21 protein-coding genes are annotated in these 18,488 nt (G+C 27.8%); 10 read left to right on the top strand and 11 right to left on the bottom strand.

What is annotated here, in order from left to right; translation table 11 throughout:
* Positions 1-100: 100 nt before the first annotated feature.
* From LEBU_RS07895 to LEBU_RS07870, 6 genes are all read right to left on the bottom strand, one after another.
* Entirely contained in the window at positions 101-646 is a 546-nt protein-coding gene (locus LEBU_RS07895) for a hypothetical protein (RefSeq protein WP_015769813.1), read from the bottom strand.
* Positions 647-684: 38 nt separating this feature from the next.
* A complete protein-coding gene (locus tag LEBU_RS07890; protein ID WP_015769812.1) occupies positions 685-1,686 on the bottom strand; it encodes a hypothetical protein in 1,002 nt (333 codons plus the stop codon).
* 62 nt (positions 1,687-1,748) lie between these two features.
* Positions 1,749-2,057 (bottom strand): DUF4298 domain-containing protein, encoded by a 309-nt coding sequence (locus LEBU_RS07885; RefSeq protein WP_015769811.1) that lies wholly within the window; start codon positions 2,055-2,057, stop codon positions 1,749-1,751.
* A 121-nt stretch (positions 2,058-2,178) separates the two neighbouring features.
* Positions 2,179-2,751 (bottom strand): elongation factor P, encoded by a 573-nt coding sequence (gene efp / locus LEBU_RS07880; protein WP_015769810.1) that lies wholly within the window; start codon positions 2,749-2,751, stop codon positions 2,179-2,181.
* 120 nt (positions 2,752-2,871) lie between these two features.
* Positions 2,872-3,645: an SIMPL domain-containing protein gene (locus tag LEBU_RS07875; protein ID WP_015769809.1), complete on the bottom strand. Its 774-nt coding sequence runs from the start codon at positions 3,643-3,645 to the stop codon at positions 2,872-2,874.
* 142 nt (positions 3,646-3,787) lie between these two features.
* Positions 3,788-4,615: a hypothetical protein gene (locus LEBU_RS07870; protein WP_015769808.1), complete on the bottom strand. Its 828-nt coding sequence runs from the start codon at positions 4,613-4,615 to the stop codon at positions 3,788-3,790.
* A 256-nt stretch (positions 4,616-4,871) separates the two neighbouring features.
* On the opposite strand from LEBU_RS07870, the gene LEBU_RS07865 reads away from it, so the two are divergent.
* The 8 genes from LEBU_RS07865 to purD all read left to right on the top strand — a co-directional run bounded on the left by LEBU_RS07865 (position 4,872) and on the right by purD (position 12,843).
* Complete coding sequence (locus LEBU_RS07865) at positions 4,872-6,068, top strand: YARHG domain-containing protein (RefSeq protein ID WP_015769807.1); 1,197 nt, start codon at positions 4,872-4,874, stop codon at positions 6,066-6,068.
* Between the two features lie 38 nt (positions 6,069-6,106).
* Positions 6,107-7,282: a YARHG domain-containing protein gene (locus LEBU_RS07860; protein ID WP_015769806.1), complete on the top strand. Its 1,176-nt coding sequence runs from the start codon at positions 6,107-6,109 to the stop codon at positions 7,280-7,282.
* 72 nt (positions 7,283-7,354) lie between these two features.
* Positions 7,355-7,594, top strand: a complete 240-nt coding sequence (locus LEBU_RS07855) for a type II toxin-antitoxin system Phd/YefM family antitoxin (RefSeq protein WP_015769805.1) — start codon at positions 7,355-7,357, stop codon at positions 7,592-7,594.
* A complete protein-coding gene (locus tag LEBU_RS07850; protein ID WP_015769804.1) occupies positions 7,588-7,854 on the top strand; it encodes a Txe/YoeB family addiction module toxin in 267 nt (88 codons plus the stop codon). The genes LEBU_RS07855 and LEBU_RS07850 overlap by 7 nt, the downstream gene beginning before the upstream one ends.
* 103 nt (positions 7,855-7,957) lie before the next feature.
* Entirely contained in the window at positions 7,958-9,118 is a 1,161-nt protein-coding gene (locus tag LEBU_RS07845) for a tetratricopeptide repeat protein (RefSeq protein ID WP_157859519.1), read from the top strand.
* Between the two features lie 23 nt (positions 9,119-9,141).
* Positions 9,142-10,278 (top strand): tetratricopeptide repeat protein, encoded by a 1,137-nt coding sequence (locus LEBU_RS07840; RefSeq protein ID WP_015769802.1) that lies wholly within the window; start codon positions 9,142-9,144, stop codon positions 10,276-10,278.
* Positions 10,279-10,286: 8 nt separating this feature from the next.
* Positions 10,287-11,405 carry a tetratricopeptide repeat protein gene (locus LEBU_RS07835; RefSeq protein WP_015769801.1) on the top strand — a complete coding sequence of 373 codons (1,119 nt, stop codon included), beginning with the start codon at positions 10,287-10,289 and terminating at the stop codon, positions 11,403-11,405.
* A gap of 172 nt (positions 11,406-11,577) precedes the next feature.
* Complete coding sequence (gene purD / locus LEBU_RS07830; RefSeq protein WP_015769800.1) at positions 11,578-12,843, top strand: phosphoribosylamine--glycine ligase; 1,266 nt, start codon at positions 11,578-11,580, stop codon at positions 12,841-12,843.
* 188 nt (positions 12,844-13,031) lie between these two features.
* On the opposite strand, the gene LEBU_RS07825 is transcribed toward purD, so the two are convergent.
* From LEBU_RS07825 to LEBU_RS07805, 5 genes are all read right to left on the bottom strand, one after another.
* Positions 13,032-13,760 (bottom strand): gamma-glutamyl-gamma-aminobutyrate hydrolase family protein, encoded by a 729-nt coding sequence (locus LEBU_RS07825; protein ID WP_015769799.1) that lies wholly within the window; start codon positions 13,758-13,760, stop codon positions 13,032-13,034.
* A 41-nt stretch (positions 13,761-13,801) separates the two neighbouring features.
* Complete coding sequence (locus tag LEBU_RS07820; RefSeq protein ID WP_015769798.1) at positions 13,802-14,785, bottom strand: dipeptidase; 984 nt, start codon at positions 14,783-14,785, stop codon at positions 13,802-13,804.
* A 50-nt stretch (positions 14,786-14,835) separates the two neighbouring features.
* The gene (locus tag LEBU_RS07815; RefSeq protein ID WP_015769797.1) at positions 14,836-15,798 is read right to left on the bottom strand and encodes a S66 peptidase family protein; all 963 of its coding nucleotides are present in this window, start codon (positions 15,796-15,798) and stop codon (positions 14,836-14,838) included.
* A 167-nt stretch (positions 15,799-15,965) separates the two neighbouring features.
* Complete coding sequence (locus LEBU_RS07810) at positions 15,966-16,457, bottom strand: NanQ anomerase/TabA/YiaL family protein (protein WP_015769796.1); 492 nt, start codon at positions 16,455-16,457, stop codon at positions 15,966-15,968.
* A gap of 222 nt (positions 16,458-16,679) precedes the next feature.
* A complete protein-coding gene (locus LEBU_RS07805) occupies positions 16,680-17,657 on the bottom strand; it encodes a tRNA dihydrouridine synthase (RefSeq protein ID WP_015769795.1) in 978 nt (325 codons plus the stop codon).
* Between the two features lie 348 nt (positions 17,658-18,005).
* Here LEBU_RS07805 and LEBU_RS11900 point away from each other — a divergent pair, with 348 nt between their 5' ends.
* Both LEBU_RS11900 and LEBU_RS07800 read left to right on the top strand, forming a co-directional pair.
* Complete coding sequence (locus LEBU_RS11900; RefSeq protein ID WP_015769794.1) at positions 18,006-18,146, top strand: hypothetical protein; 141 nt, start codon at positions 18,006-18,008, stop codon at positions 18,144-18,146.
* A gap of 60 nt (positions 18,147-18,206) precedes the next feature.
* On the top strand, positions 18,207-18,455 hold the full coding sequence (locus LEBU_RS07800; RefSeq protein ID WP_015769793.1) for a hypothetical protein: 249 nt from the start codon (positions 18,207-18,209) through the stop codon (positions 18,453-18,455).
* Positions 18,456-18,488: the final 33 nt, after the last annotated feature.

The raw sequence follows: 18,488 nt of genomic DNA, 5'->3' as shown, positions 1-18,488 counted from the left end.
CTTGAGCACAATTATTTTAAATAAAACTCAAAATTAGATACTTAAATAAATTATTTTTTGAGACTTTCTCGATATTTTTATTTATTTGTTAAAGGATTTTTTATGCATTTCCTTCTGCAATAAATTTTATTTCTTTTTCTTGACATATTTTTCGTATATGCAAAAAAATTGCCAAGTAATTTTGTGAGTAATCTCTTTTTATAAAAAAATATAAAAAAGACTTGTATTTTTTTCCATCCTTTTGAACTATTGTTATTTTTTTATCATTTAAAGATTTAGGATGCGTCATTTTTATTACTTTTATATTTTTATAAACAAATTTATTTTCATCAATTGCAATTTCATAATCATTTACAATTAATTTATTTGGAGAATTTATTATCTGAAAATGTCTTTGCCAAAGCCTAAAACATTGATATCCAAAAAATAGAAATACTGAAATTGGAATAATGTATATAAAAAACTCTCCAACAGAAATTGGTATTGCCGATTTAAAAAATAAGGCAATTACTCCAAAAAATACAATAAAAGCCGTTACAATTCCTGATACTATATAAAAAATTGTAGCCTTTATCAAAGTTGACATCTGTACTTTACTCTTTTTTAAAAATGAATAATCTCCTAATTCAAAAATTTTTTCTTCCATGAATTTCACCTTTCCTTCCTTATTTTTCTATTTTAAGTTTAATATCCAGTTATTACAAACTCAATTCTATTTTCAAAACACCAATTCCTAATGTTTTTAAATAATGATATGTATTCAGGGTATTTCCATTTTACATTTATCCCAATAGGTGCAATAACAAATTTCTGATTTCCAGCATTATTTTCGATTATTAATACTTTTGGCACATTTAAAATGTTTAAATATGATCTTTCCGTTATTTTTAATCCTGTCATAGTAATTTTTTTTATATCAGATTTGTAAAATATTTTTTCATCTATCATTATTTTTAAATTGTCTATTGTTATATTTTTTGGAAGTTTTTTCTGAATTTTATCTTTCACATTAGAATATTGAGCAAAATAAAAAATTAGTAAAAACGTCTCAATAATAATGAGATAAATCAGTTGAGTTACAAACTTTGCAGTTTCTTTTTCTGAAAAAGTCATCAAAATTATAAAAATAAAAATTGAAATTACAAAAAATTTTGTTTTTACATCAACTTCCTTTAAAATTGCAAGTTTTTCTGTCGGAATCATAAATTTTTTTTCTTTTAAAGTATCATTCTTATATTTTCCAATTTTTCTTTCAAAAAAATATTTATATTTCCAAATATATACTTTTAATTCATTTCCTTCTTTTAAAGTTATCCATGAAATATTTTTGAAATGATTTTCCCCGTTCTCAGTAAACTTTAAGTATCTATTTACTTTTATTTTCAAACTTTTAAATCGATTTTCTACACTTTCAACTACCCTTACATCATTTTTTATAATATCCAGAACCTTTTCTTCTCTCCCCAAATTAAAATAACTAATTTTACTACGCTTTACAGTAATTTCGTTTCCATAACAACTTATAACAGTATATAAAATTAGAATTAGTAATACAATAGGAAAAATCTGAGGAATCAGTAATAAAAAATTTCCAAGAATTAAAAATGATGATACAAATCCTACAGAAAGATTAAAAAATAATGTTTGAATTATTTTTAAAATTTTTATACGATAGATTTTTTTCATATTTTTCAAAAACTCCTGTTAAAATCTAAAATCATTTAAACCTCCACAATTTTCAAATGTTATTATCTTCTCAACATCTTCGCCGCAATCTCTACCATTCTAATTGCCAGTTCATGATTTTCCCCAAACAAGTTATAAGCTCCGTCTTCGCTCAAAACTCCACATTTTAAGTCTTGTGGCAAAATACCGTTATTATGATCTTCCGCATCCAAAAACCAGTTTTCGCTACTATAATATTCATCCAACTTTTTATAATCCACCAAATTTTCCTCCAGCTTATCTAACACTATATTCAGTTCCCTAAAAATATCTGCTGATTTATCCATAATTTTTTCCATTTCTTCAACTCTTTTTATTTTATCATTTTTCATAAAATTTACCTCTTTTCCATTCTTTTAATTTTTATTTAATTGTTTTTTATTTTTTCAAAAAAGGCTACCGTTTTCCGATAGCCATATTTTTTATTATTATATTCCTAATTTTGAATTATCATTAATTTGCTCTTTCGATGTATTCACCAGTTCTTGTATCAATTTTAATTTTATCTCCAATTGCTACAAATAAAGGTACTTGTAAAGTGTAACCTGTTGACACTGTCGCAGGTTTTGTTGCACGTCCGATTGTATCTCCTTTTAGTCCTGGTTCTGTATAAGTTACTTCTCTAATTACTGTGTTCGGCAATTCTACACCAACTGGAGTCCCTTCGTACATTAGAACTTGAATAATCATTTCTTCTTCCAAGAAATTTACTGCATCTCCTAAATCTTCAGTTGATAAGGCAATTTGTTCAAAAGTTTCTTGATCCATAAAGTTATATTCTCCGTCAATTTCATATAAAAATTGCATTTGATTTCTGTCAAGAATGATGTCATCCATAAGTTCAGTTGCCAAAACTGTAATTTCTTGAATTTTTCCTGAAATTAACTCTTTTGTTTTGAATTTTACTTCGGCTGCCCTTTGTCTTTTTCCTGATGTTGATTGATGTCTTTCAGCTTTTAGTATTAAATATGGGATGTTATTCTTTCTATATGTACTTCCTTGTCTTAATTCTGCTGCTGGTTTCATTAATTTTTTCCTCCTAATTTTTAACTTTATTATTTATAAATTTCTCTTTTTGGTGTATTAAAATCACTTAATTTTTGAATGTTTGTCTAAACTTAAAGTAATTTTTTACACAAGAGTTTTTTAATATTTTATTAAGTAAGTTGCTGTTACAACTAATCTTAATTTTTTATAAATTTGATTACTTTCATCTTCATTTATTTTTTTTACATCTTCAGTATCTGCCAGTACTTCAAATTGTCCTTGATTCATATTTTTCAGCCCGCCAATTTCATTGTTATTCACTTTTAGCATTTCAATTGCACGAATTTCAGCATTTCTTGAAGCATCTACAATTAAGTCCCGCTTATATTTTTCTAAATTTGTAATATAGTATTCTGGCATATTTATCTCAATATTGCTGCTTTGTAGCTTTAATTCAGCCAGCTTTTCGTAAAATTCTCCAGCCTTATCAATATTTTTTGTAACAATCGAAATTACTTCGACTCCGTCATAATCTGAAATTTTATTATTTGTTGCAGGTGTTTCAGTAGATTTAGCAGAATTTTCAGATGATTTCTTTACATTTGATGAACTTTCTGTATAATTTGGCTGAATACGTAGATTTCCTATGCTGTATTCATTTTCGTTAATTTTAAGTTTTTTAATTAAATCTATAGTTAATTTTTCTCTTTCTGAAATATCTTTTTTCAATTCATCAAGATTTTCACTTTTTTTAGAAATTACTATGTTTATAAGTGCCTTGTCCGCTTTGATTCTCCGTTCAGCTACGCCCTTTACTGTAATTCTATTTTCATCCTTATTAGCCTTATCCATGGCATTTGAAATCAGTGCTGATGATATAATTAATCCAAAAGATAATATCGTAGGAATTAATATAAATTGTATTTTTTTCAATTTCTTACTCCTTTACTGAATTTAATCAGTTTATTGTTAACATTAAATTACAAAAGTTCTATCAAATTATAATTTATTTTATAAAAAAAGTCAATTATTATCCTGTATTTTTTAATAGATATTTCCCATTTTCTTATTTTTACTATTGCGTTTGCTTGTACATCAACCATCCGTTAAAGTAGACATTATTATAGTCATATCCATTTACTCTCATAATTTCTCCATTTTCCAAATACCATTTATTTCTTTTCATAACAGCCTCAAAATTTTTTTCTTCAGCAAGGCTTACAGTCATTGTTATAGGTCCTGTATGTCTTCCATTGTAAGTTCCTTCACTATGTGTTCCATAAACTACACAATCTGAAAAATGAATATCTGCCATATATGGATGGTCTGCACCTGGGTCAGAAACTGTTGATGTATTAAAGTACGATTGTGAAGAGCTTGGATTCACGCAATAGCTCCCTTTTCTCACATCTACTGGTTTTCTTACAATTAATCTTTCCTGTTTTTCTTCATTTTTATTTATTTTGTCCACTTGTTTTGATTTTTCATCCTTTTTTTTCTGAATTTGTGAAGTTGATGGATTGGATGTTGTAGACTGTGCAGAAGCTGAATTTGTCGCAGCTGATGAATTTTTATTTTGTGATATGGCTGCCATTTGTTTTTTTAAATTTTCCCTTTTTTTATTTTGACTTCTCAAATAAAATAGTCCACCTGCAAAAATGGCAATAATCACCGCAACTATAGCTGCTAGAATTGTAGTCATCTTATTTGATACATATTTATTTTCAGTTTCTTCCTCATAAAAGTCAATATTTTCTGCACTTTTTTCATTATTACCAAATATTTCTCGCTCTAATTCCTCTTTTTGTTTCTGTAAATCCTTAATCTCCTTTTGTTTTTTTAATTCTTCAATTTCCTTTTCTAGTTTTTCTTTTTCATTTTCTTCAAATTGATTATCACTCATATTTCCTCCTAGATTATTAACTCGTAGTAATTATATCTTAAAAATTAAAATTTATCAAATTAAAAAAAATTTTTCTAAAAAATTTTATAACCTGATTTTTTAATATGAATAATAATTCTATATAATAAAACTAAAAGTTAAAATTAAAGGATAAAATATAAAAAATATTTTTAAATTAAATATATTGACTAAAATTTAATACGAGGTATAATTATAATGAAAAACAAAAATTTTTAATAAAATTGGAGTGATGGTTATGAAAAAAATTAGAGCATTCTTATTGTTTTGTTTAATGTTTATTTTTGGTATGAATTTATTGGCAAATGATTTGCACTTTGAATCGAATGGTGGGCATATAGTTCCGATGAACATGTCCAATATTTCAATAAAGAGTGAGAAGCTTCACTTCAAGCTGGAAAAAAATAAAATACAGGATGAAGATAAATATGAAATGATTGTAACTGTAAGGTTTGTATTTAACAGCCCGGATGCAGGAGAAAAATATATAGGATTTATTACTCCTGAAGGAGGAGCCTATAAATGGGATGAAGTAGAGTATTTTAAAGATTTTAAGACAATTGTAAATGGAAAGAAAGCAGATACAGTTTCATACAGATTGACAGATCTTATTCCAAAAGATGTGGAACAGCTGGAAGAAGTGAAAAAATATTTTAAGGAATATGACAAGGAAAAAATGATGGAGATATTCAAATATTATAAGAAAAGCAATATCTACTACTTTAAGGCAAATTTTAAAAAAGGGGAAAATATAGTTGAGCATAGCTACCGTTATAATAAAGCTGGTGGTGACGGATATATAGATTTTGATTATGTATGGACAACTATTTCAAAGTGGAAAAATCAGAAGGTAGATGATTTTGAAGTAATTGTTGAGCCTGGAAATGCATTCATTGAAATGCCTGTTATAAAAATGAAAAATGGAAAAGAAATGAAATGGGAACTTGTCGGAGAAGGAAATACGGATTACGGATACAAAATTTCTTCTAATGGAGATGGTAAAAAAGAAGATAAATATAAATTTTTTTATGCAAAATTGAAAAAAGGTTATTTACATTTCAGAACAAAAGACTTTAAACCTGAAGATGAATTTTACTTGACAGTAATAACAAGTCTGGATGCAAATTACTATTTTCCTGAAAAAACTGAAAAAGGATTTAAACTTAGAGATAATTTTTCAGATGCAGGATCTACAGGAACTAATTTAGAATATCACTTAGAACACTATTTAAAAAATATTACAGATGATGAATTAAAAATAATAAGAAATTATCCTTATGCATTGGCAGGTTATGATTTTTCTGATAAAAAATTGAAAGATTATTTTTCAAAATTTTTGTGGTACATACCTACTGGAAAAAACGTAACATTGGGAAAAGATGAATACGAATGGATTAAAAAAGCCGATAATATTATAAATAGTAGAAAAAAATAAACATATAAATTTAGAATTATGAAAAGGAGCTGGTAGCATTGAAAAAAATCAGAGTATTTTTATTGTTTTGTTTAATATTTATTTTTAGTGTAAATTTATTGGCAAATGACTGGGAATTTGGTTCGGAAGGAGGGCATATAGTTCCGATGAACATGTCTGATATTGCAATAAAAAGTGAGAAGCTGCATTTTAAGCTGGAAAAAGTGAAGGGCGAATATGGGACAGTAAATGAAATGGCAGTGACTGTAAGATTTGTGTTTGACAGTCCTGCGGCTGGAGAGAAGTACATTGGGTTTATTACGCCTGAAGGTGGAAATGAGGAATGGGATGAAGTTAATCATTTTAAAAATTTTAGAACTGTTGTAAATGGGAAAAGTGTAAATACAGTTTCTTACAGACTAACTGATTTTGTTCCAAAGGACGTAAAGAAACTTGAAGAAGTGAAAAAATATTTTAAGGAATATGATGAAGAAAAGGCAAAAGAGGAAGCCGACTATTATAAAAGAAGCTATGTTTATTATTTTAAAGCAAACTTTAAAAAGGGAGAAAATGTAATTGAGCATAGCTATCGTTACGATGGAAGTGGCGGTGTCGGATATAACGACTTTAATTATGTCTGGTCTACTATTTCAAAATGGAAAAATCAAAAAGTGGATGACTTTGAAGTAATTGTTGAGCCTGGAAGCGCTTTGATTGCAATACCTGAAATAAAGATGAAGAATGGAAAATATATAGACTGGAAATTAGTTGGAGAAGGGAATATTGATTACGGATACAGAAATTATTACGATAGAGACGGACAATATAAAGTTCTTTATGCAAAATTGAAAAAAGGATATTTACATTTTAAAACAAAGAATTTTAGCCCTGAAGATGAATTTAGCCTATCAGAGATAGCATATCTAAATGGTAATTACTATTTCTCTGAAAAAACGGAAAAAGGCTATAAATACAGAGATGATCTAACAAAAGCCGCTTACAGTGCGGGATATTTAACAGCAGATGAATTAAAAGAACTTACCAATGAAGATTTGAAAATAATGAGAAATTATCCTTATGCAGTAGCAGGATATGATTTTTCTGATAAAAAATTAAAAGATTATTTCTCAAAATTCCTGTGGTATATTCCAATTGGAAAAAATGTCGAATTGGGAGAAGATGACTATGAAGTTGTTAATAATGTGGATAAGATCATAAAAAGCAGGGGAAAATAAAAATTATAAAAAATTGCTTGACTTTTATAATTATGTACTGTATTATGTACATAAATAAAAGGAGTGATTTTTATGACAAATACAAATGCAACTAATTTGAGAAAAAATTTATTTTCTTATTTAGAGTCGGCAATTGACTATAATGATGTTATCAATGTGAACACTAAAAAAGGAAATGCTATTATCATTAGCGAAGCTGAATATAATGGTTTATTAGAAACTCTATACTTGTTATCAGATCCAATATTGAAAGAAAAAATTGAAGCGGCAAAAAATGCCACTGATGAAGATTATGAGGCTTTTGAATGGTAGAAGAATACAAAATTTATATTTTGAAAAAAGCTAATAAGGATAAAGAGAAAATAAAGCAATTTCCAGCATTAAAAAATAATGTGGAAAAATTAATAAACCTTATAAAGAAAAATCCTTTTCAAACACCACCGTCTTATGAGATTTTAACTAAAGATTTGAAAGATTATTATTCAAGAAGAATTAATAAACAACACAGGCTCGTGTATGAAGTTATAGAAGAAGAGAAAAGAATAAATATCATTAGTATGTGGACACATTAAGTAGAATAAATAAATTGTGAAAAAAGACAGGTTACAAGTAAAATTGTAGCCTTTTTTGTTTTTTAAAAAAGTGTTATAATAAGTTTAAAATAAAAATCGGGAGATGAAGTTGGATATTGAAGTTAAATTGAATGAAGGTATGAAAAAATATATTTATAAAATATGGGAAAAAATGGGAAATGAAGACAGAACAGAATATGATGCTGCACTTGAAAATTATAGGAAATACTTGTTGAAGGAAACCACGAAAAATCCTGAAGATGTTTCGGTCGTCTGTCAGTTGGCGGGAGTTTGCTATTTGAGCAGGAAATGTGATGGTATAGCAATTTTAGAAACATTTTTGAAAAGGAATTTTGATATTTTGACAGAAGATGAAAAGTTTAGAATATATGCTGATTTGGCTTATTTGTGTGAAGACATGGGATGTATGGAAGAAGAGGCTATTGATTATCTTGAAAAAGCAATAAAAATTAATTCAAATAATGCAGACATTTATTACAGACTTGCAGCTATTTGTTTTTATGCTAAAATATATCAAAAATCTCTTGAAAATATAAAAATTGCCTGCAAAATGAGTGATGAAGCGAAATATAGTTATGGATATGCACTGATTTTAATTCAAAATAAAGAATATAAAAAAGCTGAAAAAATTTTAGATGATTTGTTAATGGAAGACTCAAACAACATTAAATATCATTTTTACAGAGTTCTTTGTGAAATTTATTTAGGAAATAAAGATACTGAAAATATAGAAAAACTTTTGAAAAAAATAAAAGAGTTTGAAATGCTGGAGAAAACAGATTATGAAAGATATTTGAATTGGTTGACGTATGAAGGTTTTAACACGTTTGACGAAGATGTAATAAAAGATTTATATTATTTATGTGGTAATTATGAAAAATATTGCAAATATGCAGAGAATGTTAATTTTAATTTAGAAGCAAATTATATGGCACCGTATCTTTATTCGTTAAAACAATTGGATAAATTTGAGAAAATAGATAAAATATTGAAAGAAGCTGAAAAAGAGATTTTTCAAAACATTGAAGAAATAAAGACTGACGAAGAATATCAGAAAGATACAACGGAAGAAGAACTTTTGGAAATGATAGAAGATGAAAAACAGAAATTGAAAAACATTAATTTAATGTCGGAAAAAATATTAAATACAGATTTTAAGCCTAAGATGGAAATAACAATGTTTTTTAAATATGAATGCTGGATGGCAGATTGTCCACAACATTTGATAATTGATGAGGATTGAAGAAATACGAAAGGAATAAAATTATGAAACAAACACAAAAAGAATGGGCAAGATATATTCAGGATGAAATCAAAAAAAATGATAGTTACGATAATTATAGGCATGCATTTATTGAATATATGGATTATTTAGAGAAATGTCTTTTGGAAAACCCACGAGATGTGGAAAAGGTTTGTCAATTAGCGATAGCCTATTTTACGGTATATCAAGATGGAAAAAAGAGTGTGAATGTATTAGAGGAGTTTTTGAAAAAATATTCAAAAGATTTAAATGATGATGAGAAGGCTATTATTTATCAGGATTTGGCTGATTTATATGAAAAAGATGCTTATGATGATAAAATGTGTAAGTATTATTTGACAAAATTAATTAAAATGGGGAAACAATCAGTGGTTGTATGGGAAGTATTGGGAGAATATTATTTAAAAAGAAAAAAATACAAAAAGGCACTTGAATGTTTTCAGGAAATGGAAAAATTTTCAGATGAGAAGGAAATAGAAGATGATTATAATTATGGGATAACGTTGTTTTATTGTGGTTATTTTGAAAAAGCGAAAGAAATGCTATTGAGATGTTATGAAAAGGAACCTAAAAGTGCAGGAATTTTATATGCATTGGCACTGTGCTTACATTATACCAATGATAAAAAATTGGCTGAGCCAATTCTGGATAAATTGTTAGAGAAAGTGTCGTTAGAGAAATATTATTATGATGAGCAAATTTTATTTGAAGAACTTATAGACTTATATTATTTATTTGAAGAATACGATAGGTGTGTCTTGGTTTTTGAAAAAGAGATAGATGAACTTGACTGGGAAGAACGTTTTTATTATAATATGGGTTTTTCATTTTATTTTTACAGTTTAAAAAAATTAGGAAATTTTAAGAAAGCAGAAAACAAATTGTCAGAATTGATTCAAAAACATAATAAGTATATTGAAAAAATTGAAGTTGGAGAAATTTATGACAAAAAATACTGGAATGAAGAAGAGATTGATGAATTTATTGAAGAAGAAAAGAATGAAATAAAAAAGATTTTGGAGATATATAAAAAGATAATGAATAGTAATTATAAGCCTCAAAATACAAAAATAAATTTAGAAAAAATGTATAAAACTTGCTATTTAGTTGATTGTCCAATGCATCAGAAATTAGATTAGGAGGAAAATTGGAAAAACAAAAAAATTTAGAAAGAAAAACGATAAAAGAATGGATAAAATATATTCAAGAAAAAATTAGAAATAATAGTGATTACGATTCTGTTTATGAAGAGTATAAAATATTTTTGGAAAATAAATTGAAAGAAAATCCCAAAAATGTGGAAGTTGTTTGTCAATTAGTGGCAGTTTACAATGAATTAACTTATCAATGGAAGGATATTTATAAATTATTGAATGAGTTTATTAAAAAATATGAAAATGAATTGACTGATGAGGAAAAATCACGGATTTATACTAATTTAGGGTATTATTATGATGATCAGAGAGATGGCAGTAAGAGAGCGATTAGAACTTTGAGAAAGGCTGTGGCGTTTAATCCAAATAATTCTAAGGCTTATTATGGACTTGGAGCGGATTATTATGGTGCTGGGAAATACGATAAGTCAGAAGCAATGTATAAAAGAGCTTGTGAATTAGAAAATAATCCGATTTATAAGTTTGAATATGCGAATTTGTTGATGGTTAATGGAAAAAACGAGGAGGCGAAAATAATTTTGGAAGAATTAGTAAAAAAAGATTTTGAGTTTGGAAAAGAGGATTTTGCTAAGATAAAATATAGTTATATTGCGAATAAAATTCAATTAAGGGAATTTGAAAATATTGAGAATGAAATTAATGAATTAATGTTAGAAACTGTTAATAATGATGATTTTTTTGAGGAAGAATTTGCAGAGCTATATTATTTGGCTGGAAGTTATGAGAAAAGTGAAAAAATTTATTCAAAGTTTAAAATTCAAGATTATCAATTTCCAGCTTGGTGGCTGAGATTCTATTTTTATTCTCTAAAGCAGTTAAATGAAATAGAAAAATTACAAGAAAATTTTAAAATAGTTTTGAAGATTAAAGATGAAGAAATAGAGAGCATTAAAAATGGAGAATTTTTAACAGAATGTACGAAATCTGAGAAAAAAGAAGAAATTAAGGAGATAAAAAGGCAAATAAAGAATTTGAAGGCGGAATATGAAAAAATATTGAAAACAGATTATAAACCAGAAGTAAAAATTTATCCTAAATTTTTGTATGACTGTTTTTTGATAGATTGTCCACGGCATCAGAAGTTAGATTAAAAAAGTTATGAAAGAAAATAAAATTTATTCGGAAATAATGATATATGATTGATAGAAATAAATAATTTTCAATTTTTTGCATTTAATATTACAGGAAAATGTGCTAAAATATATTCAAGAAATATAAGGAAACAAGGTAGTTAGAAATGTAGAAGTTCTGAAGGAGGAAATGATGAAAATATTAATTGTGGGTGCTGGTGGAAGAGAACATGCGATTGCTTGGAAACTTTCTCAAAATGAAAAGGTGGAGAAAATTTTTATAGCTCCAGGAAATGCCTGTGTAGAAATGTTACCAAATGCTGAAAGTGTGAATTTAGGATCAATTGATGAGTATATCTCGTTTGCCAAAGATAATAATGTGGAATTGACAGTTGTGGGAAGTGAGGAATTGCTTGTTCAGGGAATTGTGGATGAATTTCATAAAAATGGACTGAAAATATTTGGGCCTGATAAAAAGGCCGCGATTCTTGAGGGAAGTAAGGCTTATTCTAAGGATTTTATGAAAAAATATGGAATAAAGACAGCAGTTTATGAAATTTTCGATAATTCTGAAAAAGCTAAGGAATTTTTGAATAATTGGAAAGATTTTCCTGTGGTTATAAAGGCTAGCGGGCTTGCAGCAGGAAAGGGAGTTATTATTGCTCAAAATCTGGATGAGGCAATTAAGGCTGTGGAAGATATAATGGTTGATGAAAAATTTGGAAATGCTGGAAATCAGGTTGTCATTGAAGAATTTCTGGACGGAGTAGAGGTTTCGATTTTATCGTTTACAGACAGTAAAGTAATTGTACCGCTATTGTCCGCAAAGGATCATAAAAAGATAGGGGAAGATGAAACAGGCTTAAATACAGGAGGAATGGGAGTTATCAGTCCAAATCCGTTTGTTACAGATGAAATTTTTGAAAAATTTAAGTTAGATATAATGGAGCCGACTTTGAAGGGAATGCAGGCTGAAGGAATGGATTTTGCCGGTGTAATTTTTTTTGGGCTTATGATTACGAAAAAAGGTGTTTATTTGCTTGAATATAATATGAGAATGGGAGATCCAGAAACTCAGGCGGTATTGCCACTTCTGGAAAATGATTTGCTTGAATTAATAGAAAAATCTTTTGATAAAAAATTATCGGAAATAAAAGTTAATTGGAAACCGTTACACTCGTGCTGTGTAGTAGCCGCTGCTGGAGGCTATCCTGAAAGTTACAAGAAAGGCGATGAAATTACAGGAGTTCTTGATTTTAAAGAAACTGAAGATAATAAAGTGTTTATTTGTGGAGCAAAAGTTGAAAATGGGAAACTGTTGACTAATGGCGGAAGAGTTCTAAATGCTGTGGCTTTAGGGAATACATTGGAAGAAGCTCAGAAAAAGGCGTATGAACTTTTGAAAACTATAAATTTTGAAGGAATGTATTTTAGAAAAGATATTGGCGGAAGATTTTAGTAAAAAATAAAACAATAAAAAAGATTGTTTTTGAACTGCACTCCAGAAAGTTGGATACAAACAAAATAGGGTGCAGTTTTTTTAGTTCAATCTTAAACTAATTTTGTCACTTTTTATCAAAAGAAAATTTTCGTATTTTGAATTTAATTCTAAAAAAACATTATAATTTTCTAATTCAGTTATTCAAATTATTTCCCACAACTTTCAATAAATTTATCAAAAATCTCTTGCATTTTCTCATTGCCACGAACTGCCATCATTTCAGGATGCCATTGTACTGCGTAAAAGAATCTATGATTTTTATTTTGAAAAGCTTCTATTATCCCATCATTTGCTTTTGCAATAGCAGTCAAGCCATTTCCCAAATCTTTTATCATTTGATGATGATAAGAATTAATTCTTGTTTTTTCACCAAAAATTTCAAATAAAATATTATCTTTTTCAATATTTATATCGTGTGTAGGCAAGTCAGGAAGCCACTTTTGCATGTGATTGACAGTTGTGTCTATATATTTTACATCTTGATACAAACTTCCGCCAAAATAGATATTTGCAATTTGCAATCCACGGCAAATCCCCAAAATAGGCTTTCCAGTTTTCATAAACTCATCTAAAATTTCAAGCTCAAATTTATCCCGCTCTGGCGTAATGCTCCCAACTTCCTGCAGACAGTCCTCTCCATATAAAATCGGATCAGGATCTCCTCCTCCAGAAAGTAAAAGACCATCCAGAAGCTGAATTTGTTCCCTTATAACTTCCATATTTTCTGTTATTGGCAAAATAAACGGTATTCCTCCAGCATTTATAACCGCTTTGCTATAATCCACAGAAACTATCGTCTTATGATCATTCAGTCTTTTTGGATTTAATTCCAGCGAAGTAGTAATTCCTATAATTGGTTTTCTTTTATTGTTCATTTATTAAGTTCCTTTCTTTTCTCAATTTTACTATTATTTTTTTATTTAAAATTTCTCACTCTTCCAAAAAAATCAATAAAATTCTTATAAGTTATCATTTCAATCTCATCTTGAGAGTATCCTCTTTTTTTCAAGGCTTTTTTCACATTGCCTAACTCTGTAACATCGTGAAGACCAAAAAGCCCTTCAGACTCTTCTCCTTCTGGAGTATAATATTCCGCAAAGTCAAGTCCAAATCCAACTTTATCCAGCCCAATTTTCTCAGCCACATACTCCATATGATTTAACAGCATTTCCAAATTTTTTTCATTTTCATTTTGACTAACAAAATTATGGTAACTGTTCATTCCAACTATTCCCCCACGCTCACCAATACACAAAATTTGATCATCAGTCAAGTTTCTCATTGACGGACAAAGACTTCTGACATTAGAATGTGAAGCAAAAAAAGGCTTTTTAGAATGTTTTGCTATATCCCAGAATGTTTTGTCATTTGCATGTGAAACATCAAGCAGGATTCCCAATTCGTTGATTATTCTCACAGCGTCAATTCCAAGTGAAGTCAATCCCCTGTTTTTATCTCCGCTCTGACCTGTTGCAAAAGCATTTGTTTCATTCCAAGTCATTCCAATATGTCGCACACCAAGCTGATTTAATAAATAAATATAATCAAGTTTATCTCCAATCCCTGGAAGCCCCTCTATCCCAAGCATAACTCCAAACTTTTTATCTTCTTCCTTAACATTTTCCCGATTTTCAAAAATTTTAAAATCAGATGGCTCTTTTATAACCTTTATCAAATCTCTTGCGTGATACAATTCCTCAGTCATCGCCCTCAAATCCGCAAAAAAATATTCTTCAGCATTCTCTACTTCATTCACATTCAAATAAATCACAAAAATTCCTCCAGAAAGCCCTCCTTTCAAAAATTTTTCCTTATATTTATTTCTGATAACATCCTTATTTCCCTTCTGATATTCCCAGAAATTATCTGTCCACACATCTGCATGCATATCAAAAAACATTGATTTTTCCTTCTTTCTAAGTAAATTTATTTATACTGTTTTCTGTACTTCTATTTTTCAAAATAAATTTCATTTATATTTTCATTAATCTTCAAAGTACATTTTGCTCCCATCGGCATTGTTACCAAGTCAGGCTTTTCATGTCCACTTTCAAGTCCATAAATTACAGGCTTTTCATAATCCTTGAAAAAATCTTTTAAAAAGTCCATTAACTCATAATTTTCCCCATAAGTATTTTCACAGCCCGCAAAATTACCTAGCAAAACCGCATTACAATCTTCAAATTTTCCAGCATATTTTAAATGTGTCATCATTCTGTCAATTCTGCTGATTTCTTCTTCGATTTCCTCAATAAAAAATATTTTCCCTTTTGTATTAATTTCATAATCTGTTCCTAAAGTTGTAACAATTATTGAAAGATTTCCACCAGTTAATTCACCATTTATTTTTTTATTTTCAAAATCTTTTTTATACAAAAGTAAAGTTTCTTTTTCTGCTCCAGTTTTTTCATCTATTGGATTTTGAAATTTCCACTTTTCTCCTTTTTTCTTATTCAAGGCATTAAAAAAAGATTTTTTTGTAAACTCATTAAAATCATTAAACATATTCGACTTTACCATAGGACCGTGAAAAACTCCCAAATTACATTTCTGATTAAAAGCAATACTCAAATTTGTAACATCGCTATAACCCACAAAAATTTTAGGATTTTTCTTTATCAATTCATAATCTAACTTATCCAAAAGCTGCGAAGCACTAAATCCTCCTCTTATACAAAAAATTCCCTTAATTTCATCATCAGAAAAAGCCTTATGCAAATCTTTTACCCTAATTTCAGGCGTTCCCGCCATATATCCTCCAATATTCTGAAAAAGGCTCTCCCCTAACACTGGCTCAAAACCTAAATTTTTCACAGTTTCCTTACACTTTTCAATATCTTCTTCAAAAATAGGAGAAGAAGTACATACTAAAAAAACTTTATCCCCTTGTTTCAACGATTCTGGAAAATTCATTTTTAAACTCCTTTTTTATTATCTTATATAGTAAAATTTTTTTACATTCTCATAGCTTTCAATATATTATACAATCTATGATTTTCAAAAAATCATAATATTTTATGCCAAGTATGTTAATAAAAAATATCGTGTAACAATAAATGAAGTTACTAAGAAATTTAGTTTTAAATATTTATCTTATTAATTTCAATTTTAAAAACAACCTTTGTAACAATTCTTCTCATATTTTCAGAATCATTATTTTCAGAAATATTAAGTTCAGGCTTGTGTACATCATTTGGAAAAAGTACAAGCACATCTCCCTTTTTCATAATTATATCAAATGCTTTTTCTCCTTTTAGAATTACTAAATCTTTTTCAAAATCAAAACTTTTTTCATTCATATTTTGAATATTACCAATTGCAACTCTTTCAGTTCCATTAATCATAATTTGTACATCTAGATATTTTTTATGACTCTCCCAGAATTTCTCGTTTTCCTCTTTTGTAAAATATTTTCCAACATTCATCTTAATATCATTGTATTCCACATCATAACTTCCATGTACAAGTGATAAAATTTTGTTCTCATTTTTTTTCGCATATTCAATACAAAATTGAATATCCTTTGCCAAACTTTTGTTTTGTACTTCATCATTCATATTTGTAAAAATCATTTTTGCACTCTCCTTAAAAAATTATAGTTAATTCTCAACCGTGATTATAACTTTTTTAACCAAAAATTTCAATAAATAAATATACTTTAATTTATTTTAAATTAAAACAATAAAATTATACGAATCTAGAATTTGAATAGAATCATCATAATTTTAAAATTTAGTTTCAGAAAAACTATTGTATACTTTATATTTTTACATAATTATTATTACTGTAAAAAATTATAATATTTCAATCATCTTTATCTTTTTCAAAATTTCTTTTTCCAAAATAATTTTATCAATTTTGCTTTTTAAATTTTCATCAAAAAAGTTTTCAATTACAGCAATTTCACTATTTCTATCCAAATTTTTATCCCAAAATTTTTGAAAATATGGACGTAAAAATTTGTTTATTTCAAGCACAGCTTTCTTTTCTCCCTTATTTTCCACGATATTTTGCAAATGTTCCAAAACAAGTGATTTTGTTTCATCAAAAGTTTGAATAGTGTTTATTTTACCAGTCTTCAAAAATTCCCTTGTTTGTGAAATTAGCCAGGGATTGCCGATTATGCCTCGTGAAAGTATTATGCCGTCAAGGTTGCAGGAGGCTATTTTTCGTTTTATTTCGGAAGGTTCAAATAAATCGCCGTTTCCAAAAAAATTTATATTTCTTGGCATTTTACTTAGTTTTTCAACAATTTCCCAGTTGGCAGTTCCAGAATACATTTGTTTTTGAGTACGTCCATGCACACAGATAAAATCAAGATTATGCTTATTTGCCAAATTCAAAAATATTTCAGGATTGTCAAAATCTTTATAGCCAACACGTATTTTTATCGAAATTTTAGCATCAATGTTCTGCGTTTCCAAAAGCACTTGTTCAACTAGTTCATAGTTTTCAAGAAGTGCCGAACCAGCCCCATTTTTTACGATTTTAGGCTGTGGACATCCCATATTTATATTAATTTTTCTAAATCCAAAATTTTTCAGTTTTAAAATTCCTGAAACTAGCTCATTTTTATCTCCACCAAAAATTTGTGTGCCAGTTTTTTCCTTATTATCACACTTCAAAAGCTCGTTTATCGTAGTATCATCCTCACGATTCAATAGATTTGCATTTACCATTTCTGTGAATAAAAAATCTGGCTCAAATTTTTCAAGTATTTTTCTAAAAGAGTAATCAGTAATGCCAGCCATTGGGGCGGTATATATTTTCATTTTTTCTCCTATTTTTTGTTTTTATTATATACTTAAAATCTTTAAAAATCAAATTGAAAACAGTTTTTTCACATAACAGAGTAAAGTTAATAATTACAGTATATTTTCAAATTTTAAGTGCATTTTATTATTATCAATTAAATTTTGAGGAATTATCAAGTATTCGTAAATATCAAAAGTGTATATTTTTAATATAAAAACAGTTATATAATTACTTTTAAAAAAAACATAAAATATTTTTATAAAAAGTATTGACATTTTAAAAATCGTGTTGTATAATTATGTTGTAAAAAGAAAGAAAATTATTTACTTTAAAAAAATATATTATAACAGAAGGAGAAGATAGTTATGAAAGCAAAAATAAAATTATTTCTATTAGCTTTGGTACTTATGTTGAGCTGTACAAGTTGTGCAACACTTTTAGGAGCAGCTTTTGGCGGAGTAGATGGAGCTGTTACAGGAGCACTAATAGATAGTGGATATTATTAATATTTTAAATCAGTAAAATCAAAAAAACAAAAAAAATAAATAAATAAGGAGTTGTTTAATATGAAAAAACTAATTTTAGGAGCCTTTTTAATATTTGGAGTATTGGGATTTTCAAGATACGTTGAAGAATGTGAAGTTACAGACGTGTCTTATGGATACGCACGTTGCAGAAGTTTAGAAACAGGTAAAACTTTCACATTTACAAGCGGATATTATGATGATCTTTCTGAAGATTCTGTCTACACAGTTTATTTTTCTGGAAATGGTTACAATAATTTATATTTATATGATTTTGAATTTCTTTATTAATGGATAATTTCTCAATTACAAAATGTAATATCG

Origin of the sequence: Leptotrichia buccalis C-1013-b (assembly GCF_000023905.1) — a bacterium.
GTDB lineage: Bacteria > Fusobacteriota > Fusobacteriia > Fusobacteriales > Leptotrichiaceae > Leptotrichia > Leptotrichia buccalis.
Note: the sequence above shows the minus strand (reverse complement) of the source record. Positions and strands in the feature narration are given on the sequence as shown.